The following is a 25,722-nucleotide window of genomic DNA, read 5'->3' on the forward strand; positions in this document are numbered from 1 at the left end:
TGCGTCTTAAAAAGTTTCCCCAATTTTTTAGAACACTGATTTTACTTGTTCGATTGCCCAATCTAAGTCTTCTTTTTCGATGACAAGTGGTGGTGCGAAACGAATGACAGTGTCGTGTGTTTCTTTACATAATAAACCAAGTTCTTTTAATTTTTCACAATACGGTCTTGCCGCTTCTGTCAGCTCTACTCCAATAAATAATCCGCGACCACGCACTTCTTTGATTACTGGATTATCGATTTTTCTGAGTTCTGCTTTAAAGTATTCGCCAAGCTCGTTTGAACGTTCTGCAAGGTTTTCATCGATTAAAACATCAAGAGCTGCGATTGAAACTGCTGCAGCGAGTGGGTTACCACCGAATGTTGAACCGTGTGACCCCGGTGTCATTAATTCGAATGCTTCTTTGTCACCTAGGACTACAGACACTGGTAATACCCCACCACCGAGTGCTTTTCCTAAGATATACATATCTGGTTTAACATCTTCCCAGTCACATGCGAATAATTTACCACTTCTTGCGAGGCCACATTGGATTTCGTCAGCAATCATTAGCACGTTGTGTTCATTACATAACTCGCGAACTTCTCTTAAGAAGCCTTCGCGTGGAATGTTGATTCCTGATTCACCTTGAATTGGCTCGAAGATTACAGCAACAGTGTTTTCATTAATTGCAGCTTTAAGCTGATCAATGTCACCGAAGTCAACGAGTGGGAAGCCTGGAACTAACGGATGGAAGCCACTCTTATACTCATCTTCACTAGATAAAGAGATTGCACCTAACGTACGTCCGTGGAAGTTACCGTTCATGCCGATAATTTCTGCTTTACCCGCTTCAACACCTTTAACTTCATATCCCCAACGACGTGCAGTTTTAATTGCAGTTTCTACTGCTTCAGCACCTGTGTTCATTGGAATTGCCATATCTTTACCTGAAATTTCTTTCAGTTTATTTAACCATTCACCCATGTTATCAGTGTAGAATGCACGTGAAGCAAGCGTTACTTTGTCCGCTTGTTCTTTCAGTGCTTGAATAATTTTTGGATGACGGTGTCCTTGGTTTACTGCTGAATATGCACTAAGCATATCTAGATATTTATTGCCTTCAGGGTCAGTGACAAACGCACCTTCCGCTTCTGCAATTACAATCGGAAGCGGTTTGTACGTAGGCGCTGCTACGCTGTCAGCGAGTTTAATAATATCTTGTGTTTTTGTCATTACTGCATCCCCTTTTTATGAGTAATTAAAACATTTCTGAAGTTGTTTTACCTTGCATGTGGAGTAATAGGTAGTCAGGTCCACCTGCTTTTGAGTCTGTTCCTGACATCTTGAATCCACCAAATGGTTGGTAACCAACGATTGCTCCAGTACAGCCACGGTTGAAGTATAAGTTACCTACGTGGAAGTCGCGACGTGCTTGTTCCATCTTTTCACGGCTAGTCGTGATTACTGCACCCGTTAAACCATAGTCAGTATCGTTCGCAAATTCAATTGCTTGATCGAAGTCTTTCGCTTTAGCAAAACCAACAACAGGTCCGAAGATTTCTTCTTGCATTAAGCGGTCGTCATGTTTTAACCCTGAGAATACAGTTGGGTAAACAAAGTGACCTGTTTCGTTGTCGATGTTTCCACCAACTTCTAACTTACCTTCTTTTTTACCAATTTCGATGTACTCACTGATTTTCTTAACAGAAGCTTCATCGATCACTGGACCCATGTATGCCCCAGTTTCTGGATCGCCAACTGTTAACTTTTGAGTTTTTTCAACTACTTTTTCAAGTAATTCATCATGGATATCTTCTAAAGCAATGACACGTGAACATGCTGAACATTTTTGTCCAGAGAATCCAAATGATGATGCAACGATTGCATCTGCTGCTTTGTCTAAGTCGACACCAGAGTCAACAACGATTGTATCTTTACCACCCATTTCAGCAATTACACGCTTAAGGTTAACTTGACCTTCGTGAACTTTTGCTGCACGTTCGTAAATGCGTACACCTACGTCGCGTGAACCAGTGAATGATACGAATGAAAGGTCTTTGTGGTCTACAAGATAGTCACCAATCTCACGTGATGAACCTGGGATAAAGTTCACAACACCGTTTGGAAGTCCTGCTTCTTCAAGTACTTCGATAAACTTGTAAGCAACAACTGGTGTTGATGATGATGGTTTTAGTAAAACTGTGTTACCTGAAACAAGTGCTGCTGCAGTTGTTCCTGCCATAATCGCAAACGCGAAGTTCCATGGTGAAATAACCATACCCACACCAAGTGGAATGTAGTGGAATTGGTTGTATTCGCCTGGGCGTGATTCAACTTTTTTACCGTTCTTTAATTCAAGATGTAAACGCGCATAGTAATTTAAGAAGTCGATACCTTCTGCAACGTCTGCATCTGCTTCGTTCCAAGGTTTACCTGCTTCCTTAATTAGAAGTGCTGTAAATTCTGCTTTTCTTCTTCTTACAATTTCAGCCGCTTTAAATAGTACATCTGCACGGAATTCAAATGAATAATTTCTCCATGATTTAAATGTTTCAAGAGCAACTTCCATCGCTTTGTCCGCTTCTTTTTGAGTTGCTTGAGACATGTAGCCAATAATTTCATCTTTTTTAGCAGGGTTGTATACTGTTGACTTATCCTCAGTCATAATGCGTTCACCATTAATAACTAATGGGAAGTCTTGACCAAAATACTCCTGTGCTATTTTAATACCTTCTGCAACCATGTCTTTATTTTCTTGTTTAGAAAAATCCGTAAATGGTTCATGTTTGTAATCAATCATTAAAAATTCCTCCTAAAGAATTATCTTCTCTTCAAATTTAACACGATTATGAAACAGTTTTCAACCCCTTTGATTTAAACGTTTACTCATGCATGTTAACGAATAAAAAACGATACAAACATACAAAAAAATAGACCTAAGATTGCGTTAATCTTAAGTCTCATATTAGGTTCCGGTCACTCGTTATTCATACGATCTTTTGCTTCTTGAATCCATATCGGCATCATCTCTTGTAAAGACTGGAAGCCATATCGTTCTGTCTCTTCAATTTTTTCTAAAATAGAGCGTCTTTTCTTCTTGTGCTCTTTAACTTTAAAATATTCATTCTCTTTCAGAGTCAGACTCATCTTTCCATTGTCTTCAATTCCAATAATCTTAGCCTTTACAATCTGACCTTTTGTCAGAAATTGATTTACGTTGTGTACGTAATCATTCATAATTTCTGAAATATGAATAAGCCCTTCTCTATCATCGTGGGTTTTGACAAAAGCACCGTACGGCTGAATACCTGTGACCTTCACCTTTACAAACTGGCCAACCCGGTATTGTTTTGTCACATGATTACCCCACTTTTATTACAATGCTTTAATATAATATCACAAATTCGTGACACATTCCATCTTTAGATCACTGTCTATGATTCTTACCTCAATAATCGATAAACTCACATGGGTCCATAAAGAAAAAAATACCGCAAGCATACGCTCACGGTAATTATTTATTGTCTTCTTCGTGCTCTTTCATTTTTCTGTATACTTCTTGTTCAAACGCCTTTGCCTTTTCTTCTTGTTTTTTTGAATATTTCTTTATAAGACGAAACGCAATATACGCAACAATAATACAAATTACGATAGAAATTAAACCAGGAATATACTCTGTTTTATCATCTGGAAAATATAGAAATTCCATCATATTGCTCACACCCTTATAGAGTGTATTATAACAGAGCACTCCTGTTAAAACTTACCAAAATCTGAAGTTTTTATGACGGAATTATAATACTTCTACAGTTTCTAAAACAACATCCTCAACCGGCTTGTCCATAGCGCCAGTTTTCACATTAGCAATTTTCTCAACGATGTCCATACCTTCAATGACTTGACCGAAAACTGTGTGTCGGTTATCTAACCAAGGCGTTCCACCTTTAGTTGCGTATGCTTCGATTACTTCAGTAGGATATCCTGCACCTTCTAGTTGTCCGAGCATGTCGCTAGGGACGTGGCTTGCTTGTACGATAAAGAACTGAGAACCGTTTGTGTTTGGACCTCTGTTTGCCATTGATAACGCACCGTAAAGGTTGAATAATTCATTTGAAAACTCATCTTCAAACTCGTCTTCCCAAATACTTGTTCCACCCATACCAGTTCCTGATGGGTCTCCACCCTGGATCATGAAATCTTTGATGATTCTGTGGAAGATTTGTCCATCATAGTAACCATTTGCTGCATGCCCTAAGAAGTTCTCTACAGTTTTTGGTGTTTTATCTGCGAAAAGACGTACAGTGATATCTCCCATATTTGTTTTGATAATCGCTTTCTTTTCACCTTCTAATACTTCGTTTGCGAGTTGGTTAAAGCTCATTATTATTCCTCCTAATATGTTTCACTTTTAATAGATTAGCACATTCATTTACAATTGTGCATTGTTATTCAGAAGTACTTTTTAAAATTCCTACAATATATACAGTGGCTCTCGTTACAAACACATGATATTTCATGTATAATATAAAAATATAATGCGTAAGGGAGGCAAAGTTGTGACTTTCATACATTTTGCAATCATACTACCATTAATCGCAGCGTTTTTAATTGCGATTATTCATAAGTATGTCAAAGGTATTCACTTAGGATGGTTCGTACTTCCGATTCCATTCATTATTGTATCGTATTTGTTTACTCTAATTCCAACAATACGAAACGGTGATACACTTTTACTAAATTTAAACTTCATGCCAAGAATCGGTATGAATTATGATGTCTACATAGACGGTCTAGGACTTCTATTTGCGATACTTATTTCAGGTATCGGAACACTCGTTGTCCTATATTCAATTGGCTATTTAAGTCAAAAAGAGAAGTTGTTAAATTTCTATATCTATCTTCTCTTGTTCATGACTGCAATGCTTGGGGTTGTTTTACTTGATAACGTCTTAATGCTTTACTTATTTTGGGAGCTGACTTCTATTTCAAGTTTCCTTCTCATTGCATTTTGGACTACGAAAGAACGTTCCACATACGGAGCTCAAAAATCTATGCTCATTACAATGTTCGGTGGATTTATGATGCTCGGTGGATTTTTACTCTTATCTAACTTAACGGGTACATTCTCTATCCGCGAAATGATCTCAGCAAGTGACCAAGTAACTGGCATTGGTGCCGGCACTCTTGCAGTTGTATTAGTGCTTTTAGGTGCATTTACTAAGAGTGCCCAGTTTCCATTCTACGTTTGGTTACCAGACGCGATGGAAGCACCGACTCCGGTCAGTGCGTATCTACACTCTGCAACAATGGTTAAAGCGGGTCTTTATCTGGTTGCGAGATTTACACCTGTATTCATGTTATCTACGACTTGGGTTTGGACGATATTAATAGTCGGACTCATCACGCTGTGTTGGGCGAGCTTTAATGCATTTATTAAAGATGACCTTAAAGCAGTGCTCGCATTCTCGACTGTTTCTCAGCTCGGTCTAATCATGTCGTTACTAGGCATTAGCGGACTAGCTGTTGTACGCGGTGCGAACGAACAAATATTCACAGTCGCTGTAGTGGCTGCAGTGTTCCATATCATCAACCATGCGACATTTAAAGGTGCCTTATTCATGGTCACAGGAATCATCGACCATCAAACAGGTACAAGAAGCATCAAAAAACTCGGAGGTTTAATGACGATTATGCCAATCACATTCACGATGGCTCTTGTAACGTCATTATCAATGGCTGGTATTCCACCGTTTAACGGGTTTTTATCTAAAGAAATGTTCTTAGAAGCAATGTTTGAAATCTCAAATGCTAACTTCAGTGCACTCGCTTCAGTTGGATTCTTATTCCCACTGCTTGCGATTGTCGGAAGTATTTTTACATTCCTTTATTCAGCTAAAATTGTGATGCAAATCTTCCTTGGTGAAGAAACAAAAGAGACGCCTAAAGAGCCTAAAGAGGCTTCAGCATTACTCTTAATTTCACCAGCAATTTTAAGTTTACTTGTTGTAGTGTTCGGATTATTCCCTAACCTACTTACAAAGTCCATCATCGATCCAGCTGCAATGAGCATCATCAATGCGGTTGAACCGTTAAACACAAAAATTTCACACTGGCACGGATTTAATTCGCCTGCACTATGGGCGACAATCGTCATTATCGTAGTCGGTGCAGCACTCTACTATTTCAGAGATACGTGGATCTTTATCTACAAATATATTAAAGATAAATTTACAATCAACTATCTGTATGATCAAGGACTTCATTACATTACCATCTATTCAAATCGCTTCACTAGAATGCTAATGACTGGGTTCTTAAGAACATACATGGTTTACATTTTTGGATTTTTAGTTATTCTAGGTTTCGTTACAATGTTGAGAACTGGACTCAACTTAGACTTTTCAAACTTAGCACCAATCGGAATTCAAGATATGATTTTAGTTGGTGTGATTCTAATCGCACTAGGCATTATCATGATTACAAAATCTCGTATGGTCTCAATCATCATGCTTGGGGCTGTTGGGTTCAGTATGGCGTTATTCTTCGTATTCTTTAGAGCGCCAGACCTTGCTCTAACGCAGCTAGCGATTGAAACAGTGACGACGACACTATTCTTAGTATGTTTTTATCACTTACCAAAACAGAGCAAATTGCCTGAAAAACGTAAATTTAAGCTTACTAACTTTATTGTTGCTGTTGGGGTTGGTGCAGTTTCTATTCTTATTGGGTTGTCTGCATTCTCGAATCGTTTATTCGAATCAATTAGCCAATACCATATCGATCATGTATACGATTTAGCTGCAGGAAAGAATATGGTAAACGTAATTCTTGTTGACTTCCGTGGTTATGATACTGTTTTTGAAACACTCGTATTCGGTATTGCGGGAATCGGTATATATGTTCTGATGAGATTAACTATCAATAATAGAAAGGATGATAAGAATGAAGAGCGCGCTGAAGAGAGCAGGCTATAAACAAGTTCACAAGCAGATGAATGATGTACACTTGCAGTTTATTTCTAAAGTTGCATTCTTCATCATCCTATTATTTGCGTTTAACTTGTTCTTTGCCGGGCATTATACTCCAGGTGGTGGCTTCGTTGGTGGCTTACTGACATCAGCTGCAATCGTACTTTTATTGATTGCATTCGATGTGAAAACATTAAAAAAGATGTTGCCGATTCGCTTTAGGTTACTTATTGCAAGTGGATTATTCCTTGCACTTGGTGTTCCGACAGGTCTTATGTTTTTCGGTTATCCGTTCTTCACACATGAATTTACGGAAATTACTTTACCGATATTGGGTGAAATTGGACTCCATTCAGCAACACCTTTTGACTTAGGCGTATTCTTAACAGTATGTGGTTCTACGCTGCTCATTATCATACTAGTAGGAGGTGCGGATGACTAATGGAATTTATAACCATTGTGCTCTCAGGTGTTTTAATTGGAGCAGCGACTTATTTAATTTTGTCGAAGAGTGTGCTCCGCATTATCATTGGTATATCCGTGCTCAGTCATGGGATTCACTTGATGTTACTTACAATGGGACAGCTGAAACGTGGTAACGTCCCAATCTTAGAGGACAGTGTGACAAATTATACAGATCCTCTACCTCAGGCAATGATCTTAACTGCCATTGTTATTTCATTCGCGTTAACAGCATTCAGCTTAGTGCTTGCGTTACGCAACTATAAAGTATTAGGTTCTGATGATACGGAAACGATGAAAGGAGCTCAAAATGAAAATTAACTTTTTACTCATGATGCCCCTTATCATCCCGTTTTTATTCTCGGTCATCATGCTTTTCATCGGTAAAAAACCAAAGGTTCACCGTGTAATCGCAGCTCTTTCGGAACTATTCATGATTATTGTTTCAATCATAATTGTCGTAGCTGTATATCAAAACGGTACCTTACACACGAACGTCGGGAACTGGCCAGCGCCATTCGGTATTACGGTTGTCTACGATATGGTCGCAGCACTGCTCGTACTGACAACTTCCATCCTCACGTTCTTTGTAATCATCTACAGCTATCAATCGATTGGTATAGAGAGAGAAACGTACTATTATTATCCAATGCTTCTCTTCATGATTACAGGTATTAACGGTGCATTCACTACAGGTGATATCTTCAACATGTTTGTATTCTTTGAAGTATTCCTGATTGCATCTTATGTTTTAATCGTCATTGGAAGTACAAAGAAACAACTGCGTGAAGGATTTAAATACCTTGTTGTAAACATTGTTTCATCAAACTTCTTTGTACTTGGACTCGGTTATCTCTATTCAATTACAGGGTCATTAAACATGGCGGACATTCACGTAAAACTAGCGAGCTTTGACGGTAATAAAGACGTGATGACACTTGTGTCTATTGTATTCTTCTTCGTATTCCTAACGAAGGCCGGGATATTCCCGTTATACTTCTGGTTACCAGATTCATATAGCGCACCACCACTACCTATCTTAGCTATTTTTGGTGCACTACTCACAAAAGTCGGAGTGTATGCGATGATGCGTACGATGAGCCTGTTCTTCTCATTTGATCAGTCGTTTACCAACACGATTATCCTAGCACTTGCACTCATTACCATCGTCATTGGTTGTATTGGTGCTCTTGCTTACTACGACTTAAAGAAAGTTTTGATTTACAACATCATGATTGCGATTGGGTTTATCTTTGTTGGAATCACAATGATGGACTTAACTGGACTTATTGGAGCAATGTACTATCTAATCCACGACATGATTATCAAAGCTGGGTTATTCTTGATTATTGGATTTATTATCTATAGAACTGGAAAGACTAATGCCAAAGAGATACATGGGCTGATGAGCGTACATCCAGTTACGGGATGGATGTTCTTTATAGCCGCGATGTCACTCGTTGGTGTACCGCCATTACCTGGTTTTTACGGTAAATTATTCATCGTTAAATCAGCATTTGAAAACGGCTATTACATTGCAGGTATTGTCGTACTGTTATCGAGCTTAGTTATTCTATACTCAATCATTAGAATCTTTATTCAAGTATTCTGGGGAAAACCAGCAGTACAATCTGAACTTAGACAGATAAAATACGACAAACTATTATTCAGTTCATTCGCACTGATTATCTTATCAGTCGTGTTTGGTTTCACAGCGGATTTGTTATACCCATTATTCGAAATGGCTGCAACATCCATTGTGGATCCGTCAACATACGCAGACTATATTATGGAGGTGGAGTAATTGGCTTTACAAATTTTACTGAACTTTTTACTCGCTTTCCTTTGGGCTGCAATGAACGATACATTGGAATTACCTACCTTAATCATGGGTTATATCATGGGTATGATTGCGATTTATGTGATTCGTAACTTCTTACCTGGATCGTTCTATATGATTCGTTTTTATAGAATTATCAAGTTGATTGTTGTGTTTATCAGAGAGCTCGTCATCGCAAACATTACGGTGATGAAGATCGTGCTTAAACCAAAAATCAACGTACACCCTGGCTTCTACGCATATCCTTGTGAGCTAGAAGAAGATTGGGAAGTCGTGCTTTTATCATCACTCATTACATTGACACCAGGTACTGTGGTTGTAGCCATCAGTGATGATTATTCGAAACTATACATTCACGGTGTTCACTTAACAGATGCAGATGAAGAGATTAGAGGCATTAAGTCATCGTTTGAAAATGTGATTAAAGAGGTTGGTCAGCCATGAATCTATTCTTAAACATCGTATTCATTATCGCAATTGTAGGAATGGCGATTGCCATGGGCATCGCCTCATATAGAATTATTCGTGGACCAACACTACACGACAAAATTGTTGCTCTAGATGCATTTGGTGTCATGCTCATGGCAACGATTGGTATATTCAGTGTTCTACTTGATACGTCGTACTTAATCGTCGTGATTATGTTAATTGGGATGCTCGGAGCAGTCGGAACGATTGCTATGGCGAAATTCCTCGAGAAAGGGTGGGTGATTGACATTGATAGAGATTCTGATGAGTAGTATCATTGCAATCCTCGTCTTATCTGGCGTATTCTTTTCAATCATTGCAGCGATAGGTGTCGTCCGTTTACCAGATATGTATTCAAGACTCCACGCAGCGTCAATTAGTTCAACTTTAGGAGTATCATCCGTTTTACTCGGAGTATTTCTATATTTCTGGTACTTCAATAACAACTTTGAAATGACGTTACTTTTAGCGATTGTGTTGATCTTCGTGATTGCACCAACAGGTGCACATATGCTAGCGCGTAGTGCATTTCACTCCGACGTCGAACCATATAAGCTCACGATTCTGAACGAGCTCCGTCGAGATGAGATTGGACACGAAGAACTGAGAGAAGAAGACAAACAAAGAGCAGAAGAACGCAAAAAAGAAAAAGAACTTGAAGAGTAATACTTGATATAAAGACCCTCCTTGGTGGAGGGTCTATTTTTTGTTTTGAAAGTTGGTGTGTAGAATTGATGTGATCTCGAGAGTTTGTGGGGGAACTGCTGTATAGTAGAAACAAACTGGTTATTTATCAAAAATTGAGTAGTGGTAATCTAGAAAACAAAAAACATCCTCCCTTTCGGGAAGATGCTCATCACATTTCTACTATCTGCATCGTGCACCTGCCGGTGGCGATGTGTTTATCTTGTTCGTCAAAGATGTCTACTGAATAGACTGCGGTACGTCTGCCGAGGTGGACTTTTCTAGCCTTCGCAATTAAAGTACCCTCTCGTTTTGCGCGCAGATGATTGACGTTGACTTCGAGTCCCATCGCGACGCTGCCCTCCAAGTTGTGGTTCGCACCAATCGATGCTGCCGTCTCAACGAGCACTGCATTCATACCACCATGGACGTATCCATACGGCTGATAACTCTTCTCATCAATCTCCATCTTTATTGTCGCGGATTCTGAATTTAAATCAACGACTTCAATTCCAAAATACTCAATCAGATTAGTCATATGCTTTGCCAGTTTTGATGTAATCGAGAACTGTACGAATCATGACACCTGACGCACCTTTTGGTCCATATGCGTTCGGCTTATTAAATCCGCTTGTTCCAGCAATGTCAAAGTGCAACCATGGATAGTCTTCAACGAATTTTTCAATGAACGATGCTGCGAATGATGCACCACCATATGGCTGTTTAAGGTTACTGTTAACGAGGTCTGCTGAATCCGTTGCACGTACTGCTTTATCTTCTAACTCATCCATCGGTAAGTGCCATAGTTTTTCACCCGTTGTAATCGAAGATTCTAAGATTGGCAACGTGAAAATTCGGTCCTTATTCGTAAATAAGCCCGTGCGATCCATGCCAAGTGCGCCGATTACTGCACCAGTTAATGTCGCGAAATCCATAATTACCACAGGATCGTAAGTCGTTGCCTCATACACAGCGTCAGCAAGCACTAAGCGGCCTTCTGCGTCTGTGTTTGTCACTTCGACACTTAATCCTTTTTTAGAAAAATACACGTCGTCTGGACGGTTTGCATCTCCAGTCACCATGTTTTCTGCAAGTGCAACAATCGCTACAACATGCGTCTTCACTTCTTGGTCAACTAACGTTTTCAACATACCGAGTACATTTGCTGCACCACTCATGTCATACTTCATGCCAACCATACCATTACGTGGCTTTAATGAGTACCCACCTGAGTCGTAAGTAATCCCTTTACCAACTAGAGCTACTGCCTTACCATCAAACTCAGGATGCTTGTATGTAAGCGTCACGAGACGTGGCCCTTTCCTTGAACCTTTACCCACTGCAGTGATTAGGCCATACCCTTCTTCTTCAAGTGTCTTATCATCTTTAACATCGATAGTGACATTAGATTTCTTCTCGAACTCTTCAACGATCAAGTGAGCAAAAGTTTCCGGATATAATTCGTTCGGTGGCATTTCACTGAAATCACGAGCGAAGTTAATTGCGCGTCCTTCGATCATTCCGTCAGAAAGTGCTTCAGCATTTACTTCACCAATAAATGAGACATTCAGATTTTTATCTTCACGAGACTTGTGAGAATATACTTCGTATGTGCTGATTTCAGACATTAAGCCGATATCATAGAAAAATTCGTCCGAATCGACTACAAATGAACTAAGCTCAAACGCCGCGTCTCTACCATCTTTCGCAATGAACTGGAACACTTTTCCGAGTGCTTCTTGCATGTTGAGTCGCGTGAGTGTGTCAGACGGCCCTAAACCAACAGTGATAATTTTGCGGTATTCAGTCTGTAGTAATGCACCTGTCGTTTTTACCTCCCCGAGTTTTGTAGATAAAACACCAGACTCTATCGCGTCTACTAAATTACCGTTGAAATATGCATCGAGTGTATCAAAATTCTTCAAATCTTTGATGTCTTCAGAAAGACCAATGACAATTGCGCCGTTTGTTTCTTGAATCGTTTGATTTAAATTAATTTCCATGAAATCCTCCTAGAACATTTGATAGCCGAGCTTTCTCAGATACTTAATTGACCAACCTGCAAGTAAGATTCCAATGAATCCAGCAAGCAAGATAATCACGTCAAACATCTGTATGTGAATGATGTTATCCAAAGCAACATTGAATGTTTCACTTGGATTTTTTATATAATCAATAGTTTCTACGCGGTCTACAATTAAGATTACGATGATTGGATAAATAAAAGCCATAATCCATGTCATGCGTAAAATCATATTCAATATAAAGCTAATTCCAAAGAATAAAACAAAGTATAACACGATAGAAATAAATACTTGAACAATATTCAAAGTGTCACCTCTATGAAAAAAGCATGAGCATTATACAATACTCATGCGATTTATAAATTAAAACATTTTACCTTTTGAGTATGCAAGAATCGCGCCACCAAGCATATATACAGAACGAGTGTCGATTACTTTCTTCATGAACGCTGCAAATTTACCTTTGACAGGTTTGCCGTAAACGATTCCGATACCGTCTTTAGAACCTAATGAGCAAACCGTACCTTTATCATCATAAACAAATGCAGTAAGTTTTTCACCGTTTAATTTGCGTTTGATGTTTTTCCCTAAGTGCTGACCAAGTTGCATTGCAATTTGTGCAGTTGTTGGATAAGGACGTGCATCTGGACCTTCACCATTCATAACTGCTGCAACGTCTCCGATTACGAAGATGTTGTCGTAACCTTCGATTGAAAGGTCAGGTTTTACAATAATTCGACCACGTTTAACGCCATCAAATGATTCTTCCATTAAACGTGAACCACGAACTCCTGCAGTCCAAATACGGTTATTTGCGTAAAGTTGTTCTTCTTTTTCTCCAACTTTAACAGTGAACCCTTTTTCATTTGCTGAAGTGATTGCAGTTCCAAGCATAAATTTAACGCCACGATCTTCAAGGAATTTTTGAGCGTAATCAACAAGTTCTTTAGGGAACATTGGTAACATAGATGGCATTGCTTCAACACAAGTGATTTGTACTTTATTGTAGTCAATTCCAAGTTGTGCACATAATTCTGGTAACGTTTCAACTAACTCGCCAAGGTACTCGATACCTGTGAATCCAGCTCCACCAACAACGATAGAGAGGTCTTTTTCGTCGCCCGAAGTCAAGTAATTTTTGAAGTTTGCTTCCAATGATTCTCTTGCTTGTAAAGCATTTGTTGGATTCGTCATCACTTGAGCGTACTCTTCCATTCCTGTGATTCCAAATGTTTCTGATTCAAAACCAAGCGCAACTACAAGATAATCGAAAGTAAATTCACCTTGTGTTGTTTCCACTGTTTTCTCGTCTTTGTTGATTTTGGTAACTTCAGCTACAATGAATTTTGTCTTCATGTTGTCTACTACTTTTGAAATCGGATAAACACCGTCTTCCCAGTTGATTGAACCGGCAGCTGTTTCGTGTAACCACGTCGCTTCATAATGATATTCGTTCTTGTTGATAAGTGTAATATCTGCGTCTTGGAATCCAAGCTCTTTCTGTAAATTAACAACCGTTGATAGTCCTGCGTAACCAGCACCTAGAACAACGATTTTCTTTCTTTCATAGCTCATTTGCCCAACTCCCAAAATATTATAAATAATTACTAAATATGAACATAAAAAAACCGCTAATATTTATCACTATAATATTAGCGTTTTCTAGCTATTTAATCAAGGTATGTGACGATATTAACATTGACTTGGCGTACCTTTTTTATTGTTTGTTCTAAATGATGCGCCGCAACCGCATGACAGACTTGCTAGTGGATTATCAATTGTAAATCCTCCACCGAGCAATGACTGTTTATAACCAATCACTGTACCGTCAACGACAGGGATATCATGCTGATCAATAATAAGCTTAACACCGTAATATTCGAACTCGAGATCATTATCATTCTTCTTATCTTCAGCACTCATACCATATGTGAGACCTGTACAGCCGCCACCTTGTACTTTAAACCTTAAGTAGCCGCCTGCCATGTCGTTTTTCTCTAACATATCTTTAACTTCATATGCTGCTTCTTTTGTTAATGTAACCTGTGACATTTCTTCACCCCACTCAATTGTTATAACTATTATATCAAATTAAAAATCTAAATACTTCTCATCGAACTCATCATCACGTTTGTCTAACTTCTTCTCTATTTTTTCGAGTAACTTGGTATTGTCTTTTGCAGATACAATCTGACCTTCGACAAGAGCAAATGCCATCTTGCTGCAGAGTCCACAGTTATTCGTGCATTCGTAATCCACACAGTCGACATCCATGCGATCCTCGAGTGCATCGTACACACCTTGTGTCCCTTTCTGCATATTTGCATTGCAAAACTCAATGAGTTTCATAGTATACCACCTAAAAATAAAAACTAGAGAACGTCTCTCTAGTTTTTAGAATACCTGTTCGATTTCTACGAACCCAGGCACTTCTTCTAAAAGTGCACGTTCAATTCCTGCTTTTAACGTGATTGTAGAACTTGGGCAAGTACCGCAAGCACCAAGTAAACGTAACATAACGATACCGTCTTCAACAGCAACCAGTTCAACGTCTCCTCCGTCACGTAAAAGGAATGGGCGTAATTTATCTAAAACAGCGTCAACTTGTTCGTACATAGTGTCTTTTGTTAATGTCATTAATATCACTCCAAAACTATTATAAAGAAATATGTCTGTATATATATTATAATGGATTTACTGACAAAAATCTATCATCTGAAAGGAGTATTACATGAGTTACACAGTAAATGTTTATGGTCGTGACGTAATTTGTGCATCATGTGTGAACGCACCGAGCTCAAAAGACACACATGATTGGTTAGATGCATTGTTCCAAAAGAAATTTCCTAATGAGGAAATCAAGGTGAATTACATCGATATGGACAATGATACGAACCTCTCTGATTATGATCAGGAATTAATCGAACAAGTGAACAACGATGAGCTCTTCTATCCACTCGTAACAATCAACGACGAAATCGTACAAGATGGTTACGTACAATTAAAACCAATAATAAAATGGTTCGAAACTAAAGGTGTTACAGCATAAAGTAAATGAAATCTCTCCCTATATATATGGGGAGAGATTTTTTATTTTTAGTGATGTTGATTATTGTGCGTCAAACGCTCTCTTTTTCACCCGACTTTGTCGCACAAACCGACTACAAACCAAAAAAACATCCACTCAAAGTGGATGGTTCTAATTTCTAAGCATGCACGCCTCGACGTACAAGTACGCGCGAGAATGCGATCGTGCACACGGCTACTATCAAGTCTTTTAAAATAAATGGTGTTACTGTGAATCCGATTGCTTTTGTAAGGTTCACTGGTGTCATCACCACATAGTTCATTACAAAATAAAAGTATACTAAACCAATTGTAAATAATACGAGTACGCCAAGCGAAACAATCACTCCGCTCATAACTACACTGCGCTCTGGCTGAGCAGCAATCCCTGCAAACATTGCGAGTGGTAAGAATCCAAGTATAAACCCAAAGCTTGGGCTTACAATTGATGCAAATCCGCCACTTCCTCCTGCAAATACGGGTATTCCGATTAAACCAAGTAGTATGTATACACCGACACTCATGACTCCGTATCTTGGTCCAAGTAAACATCCTGCTAAAATCACCATCGGTGCTTGTAATGTAATCGGTACTGGACCAATCGGGATGCTGATTTGTGCTGCAATAGCAATCAATGCTGCAAATAATGCGACTAAAATCAGTTGTTTTGTCTTCATTTAGATCTCCTTTTTAAACAATATGGAAATATCATAACAAAACTTTTATTCGGTGGTCAAACCACTACTCATTCTTTGTCACTCATAAATGCAGTCACAGCTTGTGGATCCGTTTTAAAGAAGTGTTCCACATTTTTTTTGAAGTTCTGATACGCCGATAGATTCTCTTTAAACTCACTACGCATCGCTTCATGGTCGATTTGTTTATAATCACGAACAAGGGCATTACGCCACTTAAACGTCGCCTCAAATTTACTAAAATCTGCTTCAGGAATCACTTTTTCATTCTTCATGATATCCATCACGTCTAAATAGTTCCCTGGATCTCTTAAGATAAACGCATCGATAATCATGTTTCCAACGTCCACCGTTGCCTCAATCAGCATCTGACATACGCGCTCTAAGGCAAGTGTGTGATCTGTATCAATCTCCGTTGTCAAATACTCAATGTAATCCAATCTTCTTAGTAATAGGTCTTTATCTACAAAATACATGTTGGTCCTCCAATTACATTCTTTACTAAATAATATGATACCATAATGAAAGTAGACACGCCTTAGGAGGAGTATAGTGAAAAACGTTTATTTATATGACGATGAAGAAAATGGTGCCGTGAGATTCGTCGGCATCGCCGGAGACTATGGGCGTTATGACCTAACTGTCGTGCATACAACAAAATTTTTCGGTAAAACGCTCGTCTTGAATATGCAAAATAATAAATTTAGTATCATGGGTCCAGACGATTTAGAAGAACCTGGATACGTAGAATTCGCGCTCGGTCTAACTGAAGACCAAGCTCTTGAAGTAAAAGATTTCTTAAACCAAGTTCTATCCCCAGGCTGGTTCAGCGAATAAAAATAAGCATGCGCCACCGTCGGCACATGCTTATTATTTTTCTATAGATTCTTCTTTGGCGCTCGGGTTTTCATCTTTTAAACCGAGTGATTTTTGTTCAGCTTTAGACAATTTACGCAAGATAAAATACGCACATCCAAAGTTACAATACTCGAACAGATAGTCCTCAATCGCACTGAATTTCTTATCTATATCTGTCTTTTTCTTATCATCTCTAAAAAATCCAGTGAGTCTTAACTTTTCGTAACCAATATCACCGACAATAAAATCATACTTATTCAGTACTTCATTATATTTGTCTTTGAATTGTTCGATGTCAAATGCATCTCGATGCTCTTTGATGAGTTCAAAATGCATGTGCCCGACCGTAATATATTTATTCACGGTTAAGTAACGCCTCACCTTGTTCTTGACGCGCACGTGCAGCAGCGTTTACTTGCTCGTCTGCGTGGTAGCTTGAACGTACCATTGGTCCCGCTTGGCAATGTTTGAATCCTTTTTCCATTGCGATTTTGCGCAGTTTACCGAACTCTAATGGAGAGTAGTATTTTTCTACCTTGATATGCTTTCTTGTCGGTTGTAAGTATTGACCAATTGTTAAGATATCAACGCCGTTCGCTAATAGGTCGTCCATTGTTTGCAAGATCTCTTCTTCAGTTTCCCCTAAACCAATCATGATGCTTGATTTTGTTGGAATTTCTGGGTAAAGCTCTTTACAATAACGAAGCATTTCTAAGCTTCTGTCGTATTTTGCTTTCGCACGTACTCTTGGTGTTAAACGCTCTACTGTTTCAATGTTATGGTTTAGAATGTCTGGTTTTGCATCCATCAATAATTTGATGTTTTCTTTATTACCATTAAAGTCGAACGGTAATACTTCTACAGTAGTATACGGGTTTTCTTCGCGCACACGTCTGATTGTTTCAGCGTACACTCCAGCACCGCCGTCACGTAAGTCGTCACGCGCAACTGTTGTGATTACAACGTGTTTCAGATTCATTTTCTTAACTGACTCTGCAATACGACGTGGCTCATCCCAGTCCACTTCACTTGGAAGACCTGTTTTAATCGCACAGAAACGGCACGCACGTGTACATACTGAACCTAAGATCATGAATGTTGCAGTTCTTCTGTCTGCCCAACATTCGTGGATATTTGGACATCTTGCTTCTTCACATACTGTGTGCAAGTTTTCCGCACGCATCATTTTCTTTAAATCTGTATAGTTTTTGTTCGTATTAAGTTTGATTTTTAACCATTCTGGTTTTCTAAGAATTTCTTCACGCTTAGTTGCCAATTCTATCCCTACCCATCATTGTCATTTAGATTCATCATAACACAATTAACTGTTAATTTGTGGCCTTTTTGAAATCGGTTTTCTATGCGCCAATAATTTCTTTTTTATCCTCAGTTGTAACCACCGGTTTGTACAGTGTTTTTATCAACACGAATAAGAGGATAAAGAGCACGACGAACACGATGAGTGCCATCCCTGTTGATTCTGTGTATCCAACTGTAATGAATGATAGAAGTGAAATTGTCGCTGCAATTAATGCGTATGGAATTTGCGTCATCACATGTGTGATGTGGTCTGACCCAGATCCCGTTGATGATAGAATCGTTGAGTCTGAAATTGGTGAAACGTGGTCACCGAATACACCACCTGCGAGCACTGCCGCGATTGATGGTAAGAGTAACGTTGGTTCTTGTAATGTCACAACGATGTTACCTGCGATTGGTACTAAGATACCGAATGAACCCCATGACGTACCTGTTGAAACTGCCATGATACATGCAACGATAAACACAATCGCTGGAATAAGTTGTGATGGAATATTTGAATTTTGTACCATCTCACCTAAGAGTGTTCCTGTTCCTAGTTCTCCAATTAATTCACCAGTCATCCACGCAAGTGTAAGAACTGTCATTGGTCCAAGCATTGCTAAGAATCCTTCTTTGAATCCTAAAAGCGTTGATTTTCCGGTAAATGATTTATCGTCTTTTGTGTATTTATAGTAGTAATAAATTGAAAGTAAAACTCCGATAATACCACCAAGAATCAGTGAGTGGGTGATAGAGTTATTTTCGATAATTGTGAGCGGATTTAAACTGCCACCCGCTTGAATACCTGTAATCGTCATACCAACGAGCACCCCGACTGCTAGACCGATGAGCGGGACGATTAATGCCTCTTTTTGTGAGTATTTCGCGGTTGGTAGGTCTTCATCTTCAGTTAAATCCATGCCTTCGTCACGCAGAACGCCTGTTTTAAACGCACGCGTTTCTTCGCGGCGCATCCCAAAGATATCGAAGTTCGTAAAAATCACGATGAACATGAGTGTGAGAGCCGCAATACTGTAGAAGTTAAGCGGGATCATGTACATAAACGATTCGAACGGTGTGATGTGATTGAGCCCAGCTGCTATCAGTAGTGGTGCTGTAAGACCCATGATCGTTGCTCCCCACGATGAAATCGGGAAAATTACAGATACTGGTGATGCTGTTGTATCTACAAAGTACGCGAGTTTCGCGCGGGATACTCTGTATTTATCTGTTAAAGGTTTTGCAACTTGACCTGTAATAATTGCACTGAAATAGTCGTCGATAAACACAATAACTCCAAGAATACCCGTTAAGAACGTTGCTCCGCGGCGCGTCGTAATTTTAGTGAGCGCCCAGTTTGTGAAGGCACGCGCACCCCCCGACATGCTCATGAATGCACTCATCACTCCGAGAAGTGCTAAGAAGATTAAGATATAGGCACTCCACGTATTGAGCCAGTTCCCTTCTATCATAAGACCAATGAATGCATCCCAGATTTTTTTAAGCGTACCTAAGATATCACCGTTCGTGATGACAAATGCACTTGTTAAAATACCAATGCCGAGACTTAAGTCCACGCGTTTTGTGATAAGGACAAGCAGTAACGTGAGTAACGGTGGAATCAGTGGCATATATGTCCAGTTTAAGAATGCTTCCATTTTTATAAACTCTCCTATTTTTGTAATAAAAAAACACAAGTACGATACGACGCACTTGTGTGTTATGGCGTGTAGCGCATCAGTAAAACTGACAGTACTTATCCTGTTAAGACAAGTCCCAGGGAAGCAGTTTTCCGGTGCTACCCTTCGGCACACGCCCCTTTCATAACCGATCCTCGCATGACTACTCCCGGAAACTACTGATGTTGTGTGCAACCTCTACTTGTATTTAATTGACTATCATTATACGAAAGAAATTGTGAGATGTCAAAGAGGGGGTTCTAGGTCAGAATATATCCCTCCTCATCGCGCTGACGGGCGTATCATCACAGCAATATAAAACACACGCACATTCCAAGATACTACTAAATAAAAAAGAGACGCTCTACAGCATCTCTTTGTACTTATATACGATGTCTCTCAAAAATTCTGGCATCATGTATTCTTTTTTAGCGTTCTTAAATTGTGGAAAGATGCGGCCGAAGGTATACATGTCAAGCGTTCCGATTGTATACGTCGCACTGTCCACTACCAATTCTCCGCCTATTAGAAACTTCCGCTCTAACTCGACAACTTCGAGTCCGTCCATTAGAAACACACCAAATATGTCGCCCCTAAACCCAAGTCCGTTCAAAATGCGGTCCTTGAATTCATGTTGATTCGCAAGACTATAAATTTCTTTCAGCTCGCGTCCCGTAATCTCCACGCGCACCGCGTTAATGGAGTGTGGCAAAATTCTGTGCAAGTCGAACTGCGTCAACGTCCCACCTTCAAATGCATCTGCCACAAGTCCCGCATGAATCAGCGCGACGTCTGTCTCCGTGAACCGCTTCAACATCTGCATGAATGTATACGTAAATTCTGAAATACTATACAAGTCGCGCGTCACAGGAACAGAATTTTCCACAACTACCATTTTCTCAAGCAACGACTTCCCAACCTGGTAGTAGTTTTCTTCCACTCCAACGAGCATGTCTGTTTTAATTAATTCTGCCCGTTTTGCTACCATGTTTTTATCTTCAAAAGATAAAGTCACGTGACCCGTATATTCACCGTAACGCCCCGCAGCTGAGATGAGCGTGTCTGAAACGACTGCGCCCTTAGGATAATGGTGGTGCGTGTGCGCACCGAGCACAACATCGACACTCGGGAATGTCTCCGCGATGCGCTCTTCGTCAAACTTACCAAGGTGCGACAAGACAACGATGCAGTCCGTGATTTCTTCGAGTTCCGCTAAATAGTGCTCCAAATACTGAAACGCACCTTCAACTAAAAATCCTTCCGCCAAATAAAACGGCGTAAATTCAACTGTCGCAGCGACAAACCCAATACGCACACCACGAACTTCCTTTACCGTGTAAGGTTTAAAAACAAGCGAGTCCGTATCCACATCTCTCAAATTTACACATACGACGTCAAAATCAGCATCATCATACAAATGCATGAGTGTCTCTTTCGGCAACGTGATTCCTTCATTATTACCAATCGTTGCAACGTCACAACCCGCTTCATTCAGGAGTTTAACGTTCGCTGACCCAAGCGTCGCTTCAGTATACGGATGCGCACGGTCTACGTGATCTCCAATATCCACGTACAGCATAAGATCTCCATACTCAGCACGCTTATCTTTTATGTATTGCATTTGCTTTTTATAATTGTGTAGATGACTATGAACGTCATTTGTATGAAAGATATGAATGTCCATAATGTCCTCCTAAATCACAGTTTGGATAATTAAATAGATACCGATTAAAAACAGCGCTCCACGAAGTAGACTCACTAAACTATCATTCGAGAATCGATGTGAAATTTTCGCACCAAGTCGTGCACCGTAAAACGCAGCGGGCGCAAGTAACAACAAGCTCCAATATGATACATGTGCCTGGAACGCGTGTCCCACTGCACTCGACATACTCGAGAAGAAAATAAGCATCATAGACGTACCAATCGCAATCGACGCAGGCATTCTAAATACGATGAGCATGAGTGGCGTCATTAACGCACCTCCACCAATACCAAATAGCCCAGTAACAAATCCCACAATAAACGTCAGTATAATCGCAATCGACGGCTGCACACCATAGTTATGCACGTTACCGTCCTTATCCACGTGTGGTCGCATATACTTAGGATTCTGAAACATTTTGATTGGCTTGATTTTATCTCTAACTGTTAATAATATGCTAATAAAAATAAGAAATATTCCAAAATATAAGTTAAAACTATCAATTGTTAAATAACTACTGGCATACGAACCAACAAACGCACCTGGCACGAGGCCTATTAAAAAGATACTTCCGTTATATCGGTCGACTTGGTTACTCTTCCCGTAGGCAAGCATCCCCGACAGCCCAGTAATCACGAGAATCATAGAAGAGGTACCAATCGCAATTTGTGGCGTCATCCCTTCAATCATACCAAGGTTGATACCGATAAAAACAAGGGCAGGCACGATAATAATTCCGCCCCCGATACCGACTAAAGCACCAAGTACGGACGAACCAAGACCTATTAATATGAGAATGATGATCGTTAATATCATAACTTACACTCCTCTAGAACAACTTGAGTTGCTTCGGTGCGAGATCTTGATACTCAATGCCTAAAGCATCAATGAACTCTAACGCATTACTAGCCGCGTGTCCTCCTGAGTTATTATTAAAGATGATGAACACATCTTTCGACTTATATTTCAAAATTTGAACTTGTTTTTCGAGCCACTCGAGCTCAGATTTATTATAATCATATAAGTATCGAACATTTCGCCACTCTTCACTCGTGCGGTCTTTTTGCGTCCATCCATGTACGTTTCTACCGTGTAAACGAATAAACGCTATCTCGTCAGAAATGCGGTTCACAAATGGCACAGATCCAACACCTGCTTGCGGTTCGTCCACAATTGTGTGAATCAGCCCTTCGCTATGTAAAAACTCGATAGTTTGTTCTTTGTACTCATCTTGATACCAAGTTTCATTTCGGAACTCAATCGCAACTTTTAACGGTGCGAGCATCTCCTTTGCCATGCGAATGTACTTGATGTTGCGCTCATTTAATTCATACCAAGGTGGAAACTGCATTAAAATATAAGCGAGTTTGCCACACGCCACCATCGGAGCGAGCATTTCTTTAAATTCATCGAAAACATCACGTATTGACTTATAGTTTTCCCTAAAATCACCATGTCCAGTCATAAATCTGTGAGTTTTTACAACAAATTTAAAAGAATCTGGTGTTTCGCTGCACCATTTCTGTATGGTAGACTGTCTAACAATTGCATAATATGTTGAATCGACTTCAACGAGCGGGAAATAAGAAGCATATTTTTTTAATTTATCATTTTTATTTGTTAAATCCGTATAGATTGAGTCGTGGTCTCCCCACCCAGTGAGCCCAACATATATCATAATAATCACCTATATGTATTTTACCACAAGAAAATGGGTATATTAATATATCAACACTTAGGAGGAATAGTGTGGCACTTATAGAATTTAAAAACGTTTCACATCAAGATATTTTGAGTCACATCAGCGGTGAATTTAAAACAAATAAAATTACCGCGCTCGTCGGTCCATCTGGTGCAGGAAAGTCAACGACCTTAAAGCACATCAATGGTTTGTTATCTCCAGATTCTGGTGAAATTTATTTTAAAGATAAAAACCAAAAAAACTACGATGTCATCTCGCTTCGCCGAGGCATCGGTATGGCCTTTCAGTCGAGCCCGATGATTGAAGGTACTGTGTACGACAATTTGAAACTCCCGCGTGATTTGTTTAATGAGGAATTGCCAAGAGAAGAAGCTCTGAAACTTCTTTCTGACGTGGATTTAGACGAATCATTTCTAGATCATAAGGTCAAAAAGTTGTCCGGTGGAGAACGGTCTAGGGTCGCGCTCGCACGCACACTTGTTAATAAACCGGAAGTTCTATTACTCGATGAAATCACGGCAAGCCTCGACTACAGATTGTCTCGAGAAATCGAGCGCCTCATTGTGAGATTACGTGACCAACATAACTTAACGATTGTTTGGGTAACACACAATTTAGAACAGGCGAAACGTGTCTCAGATGATATTTGGTTTTTATCTGATGGACAATTGATTGAATCTGGTGAGGTAGCGTTGTTAAACAATCCAAAAACAGAACGTTTACGTGAATTTTTAAGGAGTGATGACAATTGAGTATTACGAGTCTTCTATTATCATTAGTGTTCGTTATCATCCCTTTAATTTTGACAGCGTATTTGAAGCTTGGGTTAACGAAAGATATTTTAATTGCGACTATCCGTTCGATTATTCAACTGATTGCGGTCGGGTATATCTTGACTTTCGTGTTCGAAGGCGACAACGCAATTTATATTGTTTTGATGATATTATTGATGATTGGTGCAGCGAGTCAAAATATCGTAAAAAAAGGAAAAGGTATTCCGCACATCACGTGGATCATTATTCTGGCGCTTGTTGTCGTTGAAGCTTTTTCAATGACTATGCTCATCGTGTTCAACATCATCCCGTTTACACCTCAGTACGTCATTCCAATTTCAGGTATGATTATCGGTAACACTATGGTTTTATCGCTTCTATTCTTAAATAAATTTAAGTCTGAAATCAGTCAAAACGATGAAGTGATTGAACTCATCTTGAGTTTTGGTGGGACACCAGAAGATGCGATTAAGACGAGTTTGAAGTCGGCGATTAAGACCAGCATGATTCCGACGATTGAAGCTCAGAAGACGATGGGACTCGTGCAACTACCAGGAATGATGAGCGGTCTCATCATCGGTGGTGGCGATCCACTAGAAGCAGTGATGTACCAACTCTTAATTCTCTTCCTTATCTTGAATACTGCCGCAGTTGCGAGCGTACTTGTTGGATATCTTTCATACCGAAATCTATTCAACGAACGTATGCAGTTTATGGGAATTAGAGAAGACGTGAAATAGTAAAATTAAATATGTATGGTGCTTTTACGATAATGGATCTCGCGTCTCTATTACCTGTTTTGAAAAAATAAAAATAATGAAAAAAGAGAACCTCTCGGTTCTCTTTTTCTTATGCTTTTAATAACGTTTGCTTAATATCTTCGTATACGCCGAGCCAGATTTCTTCGTCGGTTGAGAAGATATCTTTCATCTTCGCACGCATGTCTTTTAATTTCTCGTCGTAGTCAGGGGCATCTGTTTTTGGTAAGTGTTGCTTTTCTTTATCTTGTGCTTCTTTAGTCAGTGGTGCGATTGGTCCCCAAGCTGCGCGCTCATTACCATCTGCATCTAATACGATAACTCTTGGAATTACATTTTTGCCGTTTGTTTGGTATTGTTCCATTAAATCTAAGTTTTCGTCACGAAGTGAAAAGCGTACATCAAATCCAACTGCTTCTGAAATTCTGAGTAAGATTGGCAAGTTCAGCATACAATGGCCGCACCAAGGTTCAGCAATGACTAGGACTTTCATATCTTTATCTTTTAACGTTTCAATATCATCATCGCGTGAGACGCTGAACTCATCATAAATTTTGTCGAATCCATCTTTTAGATCCGTGAGCGTTGCTCGATATTGCTCCGGCGATAATGCGTTATCGTACCATTTTGATAAATTTGTCATTATTATCCCTACTCTCTTAATTATTATCTCTATTATTCCACATTTCGTATCAAATGAAACGCATATTGCCTTTTACATAGTGCTCATATAAAATAGATGCATCGAAAGTGGGT

The 25,722-nt window shown here is 39.5% G+C and carries 31 protein-coding genes, 1 pseudogene and 1 riboswitch; of the genes and pseudogenes, 11 read left to right on the top strand and 21 right to left on the bottom strand.

The window, feature by feature from the left end; all coding sequences use genetic code 11:
- Positions 1 to 27: 27 nt before the first annotated feature.
- The 5 genes from IEU51_RS03990 to IEU51_RS04010 all read right to left on the bottom strand — a co-directional run bounded on the left by IEU51_RS03990 (position 28) and on the right by IEU51_RS04010 (position 4,363).
- Entirely contained in the window at positions 28 to 1,215 is a 1,188-nt protein-coding gene (locus IEU51_RS03990) for an ornithine--oxo-acid transaminase (protein ID WP_186085451.1), read from the bottom strand.
- Positions 1,216 to 1,240: 25 nt separating this feature from the next.
- Positions 1,241 to 2,782: an L-glutamate gamma-semialdehyde dehydrogenase gene (pruA, locus tag IEU51_RS03995; RefSeq protein ID WP_186085448.1), complete on the bottom strand. Its 1,542-nt coding sequence runs from the start codon at positions 2,780 to 2,782 to the stop codon at positions 1,241 to 1,243.
- Positions 2,783 to 2,958: 176 nt separating this feature from the next.
- Complete coding sequence (gene ygs / locus IEU51_RS04000; protein ID WP_186085446.1) at positions 2,959 to 3,339, bottom strand: S1 domain-containing post-transcriptional regulator Ygs; 381 nt, start codon at positions 3,337 to 3,339, stop codon at positions 2,959 to 2,961.
- A gap of 157 nt (positions 3,340 to 3,496) precedes the next feature.
- Positions 3,497 to 3,694, bottom strand: a complete 198-nt coding sequence (locus IEU51_RS04005; RefSeq protein ID WP_186085443.1) for a hypothetical protein — start codon at positions 3,692 to 3,694, stop codon at positions 3,497 to 3,499.
- A gap of 81 nt (positions 3,695 to 3,775) precedes the next feature.
- Entirely contained in the window at positions 3,776 to 4,363 is a 588-nt protein-coding gene (locus IEU51_RS04010; protein WP_186085440.1) for a peptidylprolyl isomerase, read from the bottom strand.
- A gap of 175 nt (positions 4,364 to 4,538) precedes the next feature.
- On the opposite strand from IEU51_RS04010, the gene IEU51_RS04015 reads away from it, so the two are divergent.
- From IEU51_RS04015 to mnhG, 7 genes are read left to right on the top strand one after another with little or no spacing between them, the layout of a single operon-like run.
- Complete coding sequence (locus IEU51_RS04015) at positions 4,539 to 6,956, top strand: Na+/H+ antiporter subunit A (protein ID WP_186085437.1); 2,418 nt, start codon at positions 4,539 to 4,541, stop codon at positions 6,954 to 6,956.
- Between the two features lie 16 nt (positions 6,957 to 6,972).
- Entirely contained in the window at positions 6,973 to 7,392 is a 420-nt protein-coding gene (locus IEU51_RS04020; protein WP_229713827.1) for a Na(+)/H(+) antiporter subunit B, read from the top strand.
- Positions 7,392 to 7,733, top strand: coding sequence for a Na(+)/H(+) antiporter subunit C (locus tag IEU51_RS04025; protein ID WP_186085431.1), 342 nt, complete (start codon positions 7,392 to 7,394; stop codon positions 7,731 to 7,733). Before IEU51_RS04020 ends, IEU51_RS04025 begins: the two co-directional genes overlap by 1 nt.
- The gene (locus tag IEU51_RS04030; RefSeq protein WP_186085429.1) at positions 7,723 to 9,216 is read left to right on the top strand and encodes a Na+/H+ antiporter subunit D; all 1,494 of its coding nucleotides are present in this window, start codon (positions 7,723 to 7,725) and stop codon (positions 9,214 to 9,216) included. The genes IEU51_RS04025 and IEU51_RS04030 overlap by 11 nt, the downstream gene beginning before the upstream one ends.
- Positions 9,217 to 9,696 (top strand): Na+/H+ antiporter subunit E, encoded by a 480-nt coding sequence (locus IEU51_RS04035; protein ID WP_186085426.1) that lies wholly within the window; start codon positions 9,217 to 9,219, stop codon positions 9,694 to 9,696.
- Entirely contained in the window at positions 9,693 to 9,992 is a 300-nt protein-coding gene (locus IEU51_RS04040) for a Na(+)/H(+) antiporter subunit F1 (protein WP_186085423.1), read from the top strand. The genes IEU51_RS04035 and IEU51_RS04040 overlap by 4 nt, the downstream gene beginning before the upstream one ends.
- Positions 9,985 to 10,386: a monovalent cation/H(+) antiporter subunit G gene (gene mnhG / locus IEU51_RS04045; protein ID WP_229713828.1), complete on the top strand. Its 402-nt coding sequence runs from the start codon at positions 9,985 to 9,987 to the stop codon at positions 10,384 to 10,386. The genes IEU51_RS04040 and mnhG overlap by 8 nt, the downstream gene beginning before the upstream one ends.
- A 190-nt stretch (positions 10,387 to 10,576) precedes the next feature.
- Here mnhG and IEU51_RS04050 read toward each other — a convergent pair whose 3' ends face one another.
- The 7 genes and pseudogenes from IEU51_RS04050 to IEU51_RS04080 all read right to left on the bottom strand — a co-directional run.
- The gene (locus IEU51_RS04050; RefSeq protein WP_186085417.1) at positions 10,577 to 10,942 is read right to left on the bottom strand and encodes a PaaI family thioesterase; all 366 of its coding nucleotides are present in this window, start codon (positions 10,940 to 10,942) and stop codon (positions 10,577 to 10,579) included.
- The gene (locus tag IEU51_RS04055; RefSeq protein WP_186085414.1) at positions 10,935 to 12,407 is read right to left on the bottom strand and encodes a leucyl aminopeptidase family protein; all 1,473 of its coding nucleotides are present in this window, start codon (positions 12,405 to 12,407) and stop codon (positions 10,935 to 10,937) included. Before IEU51_RS04055 ends, IEU51_RS04050 begins: the two co-directional genes overlap by 8 nt.
- Before the next feature lie 9 nt (positions 12,408 to 12,416).
- Positions 12,417 to 12,734: a YuiB family protein gene (locus IEU51_RS04060; RefSeq protein WP_308808169.1), complete on the bottom strand. Its 318-nt coding sequence runs from the start codon at positions 12,732 to 12,734 to the stop codon at positions 12,417 to 12,419.
- A 57-nt stretch (positions 12,735 to 12,791) separates the two neighbouring features.
- On the bottom strand, positions 12,792 to 14,003 hold the full coding sequence (locus IEU51_RS04065) for an NAD(P)/FAD-dependent oxidoreductase (RefSeq protein ID WP_186085411.1): 1,212 nt from the start codon (positions 14,001 to 14,003) through the stop codon (positions 12,792 to 12,794).
- Positions 14,004 to 14,120: 117 nt separating this feature from the next.
- A complete protein-coding gene (locus IEU51_RS04070; protein ID WP_186085408.1) occupies positions 14,121 to 14,480 on the bottom strand; it encodes a HesB/IscA family protein in 360 nt (119 codons plus the stop codon).
- 39 nt (positions 14,481 to 14,519) lie between these two features.
- Positions 14,520 to 14,777, bottom strand: coding sequence for a DUF1450 domain-containing protein (locus IEU51_RS04075; RefSeq protein ID WP_186085405.1), 258 nt, complete (start codon positions 14,775 to 14,777; stop codon positions 14,520 to 14,522).
- Positions 14,778 to 14,822: 45 nt separating this feature from the next.
- Positions 14,823 to 15,047, bottom strand: a pseudogene (locus IEU51_RS04080) (NifU family protein); the annotation flags it as partial.
- Positions 15,048 to 15,159: 112 nt separating this feature from the next.
- Between IEU51_RS04080 and IEU51_RS04085 the strand changes: the two are divergent.
- A complete protein-coding gene (locus IEU51_RS04085) occupies positions 15,160 to 15,477 on the top strand; it encodes a YuzD family protein (protein ID WP_186085400.1) in 318 nt (105 codons plus the stop codon).
- Positions 15,478 to 15,634: 157 nt separating this feature from the next.
- On the opposite strand, the gene IEU51_RS04090 is transcribed toward IEU51_RS04085, so the two are convergent.
- Both IEU51_RS04090 and IEU51_RS04095 read right to left on the bottom strand, forming a co-directional pair.
- Positions 15,635 to 16,171 (bottom strand): biotin transporter BioY, encoded by a 537-nt coding sequence (locus IEU51_RS04090; protein ID WP_186085397.1) that lies wholly within the window; start codon positions 16,169 to 16,171, stop codon positions 15,635 to 15,637.
- A gap of 68 nt (positions 16,172 to 16,239) precedes the next feature.
- A complete protein-coding gene (locus IEU51_RS04095; RefSeq protein WP_186085394.1) occupies positions 16,240 to 16,665 on the bottom strand; it encodes a DUF86 domain-containing protein in 426 nt (141 codons plus the stop codon).
- Between the two features lie 76 nt (positions 16,666 to 16,741).
- On the opposite strand from IEU51_RS04095, the gene IEU51_RS04100 reads away from it, so the two are divergent.
- A complete protein-coding gene (locus tag IEU51_RS04100; RefSeq protein ID WP_186085391.1) occupies positions 16,742 to 17,026 on the top strand; it encodes a DUF3055 domain-containing protein in 285 nt (94 codons plus the stop codon).
- A gap of 33 nt (positions 17,027 to 17,059) precedes the next feature.
- On the opposite strand, the gene IEU51_RS04105 is transcribed toward IEU51_RS04100, so the two are convergent.
- The 6 genes from IEU51_RS04105 to IEU51_RS04130 form a co-directional block, all read right to left on the bottom strand.
- Positions 17,060 to 17,410, bottom strand: coding sequence for a YutD family protein (locus IEU51_RS04105; RefSeq protein ID WP_229713829.1), 351 nt, complete (start codon positions 17,408 to 17,410; stop codon positions 17,060 to 17,062).
- Positions 17,403 to 18,323: a lipoyl synthase gene (gene lipA / locus IEU51_RS04110; RefSeq protein ID WP_186085387.1), complete on the bottom strand. Its 921-nt coding sequence runs from the start codon at positions 18,321 to 18,323 to the stop codon at positions 17,403 to 17,405. Before lipA ends, IEU51_RS04105 begins: the two co-directional genes overlap by 8 nt.
- A gap of 82 nt (positions 18,324 to 18,405) precedes the next feature.
- Positions 18,406 to 20,007, bottom strand: a complete 1,602-nt coding sequence (locus IEU51_RS04115) for a Na+/H+ antiporter NhaC family protein (protein ID WP_186085384.1) — start codon at positions 20,005 to 20,007, stop codon at positions 18,406 to 18,408.
- A 64-nt stretch (positions 20,008 to 20,071) separates the two neighbouring features.
- Positions 20,072 to 20,237, bottom strand: a riboswitch (Lysine riboswitch).
- Positions 20,238 to 20,392: 155 nt separating this feature from the next.
- A complete protein-coding gene (locus IEU51_RS04120) occupies positions 20,393 to 21,712 on the bottom strand; it encodes a bifunctional metallophosphatase/5'-nucleotidase (RefSeq protein WP_186085381.1) in 1,320 nt (439 codons plus the stop codon).
- A 9-nt stretch (positions 21,713 to 21,721) separates the two neighbouring features.
- On the bottom strand, positions 21,722 to 22,549 hold the full coding sequence (locus IEU51_RS04125) for a sulfite exporter TauE/SafE family protein (RefSeq protein ID WP_186085378.1): 828 nt from the start codon (positions 22,547 to 22,549) through the stop codon (positions 21,722 to 21,724).
- Positions 22,550 to 22,562: 13 nt separating this feature from the next.
- Complete coding sequence (locus IEU51_RS04130) at positions 22,563 to 23,411, bottom strand: DUF72 domain-containing protein (protein ID WP_186085376.1); 849 nt, start codon at positions 23,409 to 23,411, stop codon at positions 22,563 to 22,565.
- Positions 23,412 to 23,482: 71 nt separating this feature from the next.
- Here IEU51_RS04130 and IEU51_RS04135 point away from each other — a divergent pair, with 71 nt between their 5' ends.
- Together IEU51_RS04135 and IEU51_RS04140 are read left to right on the top strand one after the other, a co-directional pair.
- Positions 23,483 to 24,187, top strand: coding sequence for an ABC transporter ATP-binding protein (locus IEU51_RS04135; protein ID WP_186085373.1), 705 nt, complete (start codon positions 23,483 to 23,485; stop codon positions 24,185 to 24,187).
- Positions 24,184 to 24,948, top strand: a complete 765-nt coding sequence (locus tag IEU51_RS04140) for an ABC transporter permease (protein WP_186085370.1) — start codon at positions 24,184 to 24,186, stop codon at positions 24,946 to 24,948. The genes IEU51_RS04135 and IEU51_RS04140 overlap by 4 nt, the downstream gene beginning before the upstream one ends.
- A 109-nt stretch (positions 24,949 to 25,057) precedes the next feature.
- Here the strand turns inward: IEU51_RS04140 and IEU51_RS04145 are convergent, their stop codons facing one another.
- Complete coding sequence (locus IEU51_RS04145) at positions 25,058 to 25,609, bottom strand: thioredoxin family protein (protein WP_186085367.1); 552 nt, start codon at positions 25,607 to 25,609, stop codon at positions 25,058 to 25,060.
- Between the last annotated feature and the right edge of the window lie 113 nt (positions 25,610 to 25,722).

Source organism: Phocicoccus schoeneichii (genome assembly GCF_014635565.1).
Lineage (GTDB): Bacteria > Bacillota > Bacilli > Staphylococcales > Salinicoccaceae > Phocicoccus > Phocicoccus schoeneichii.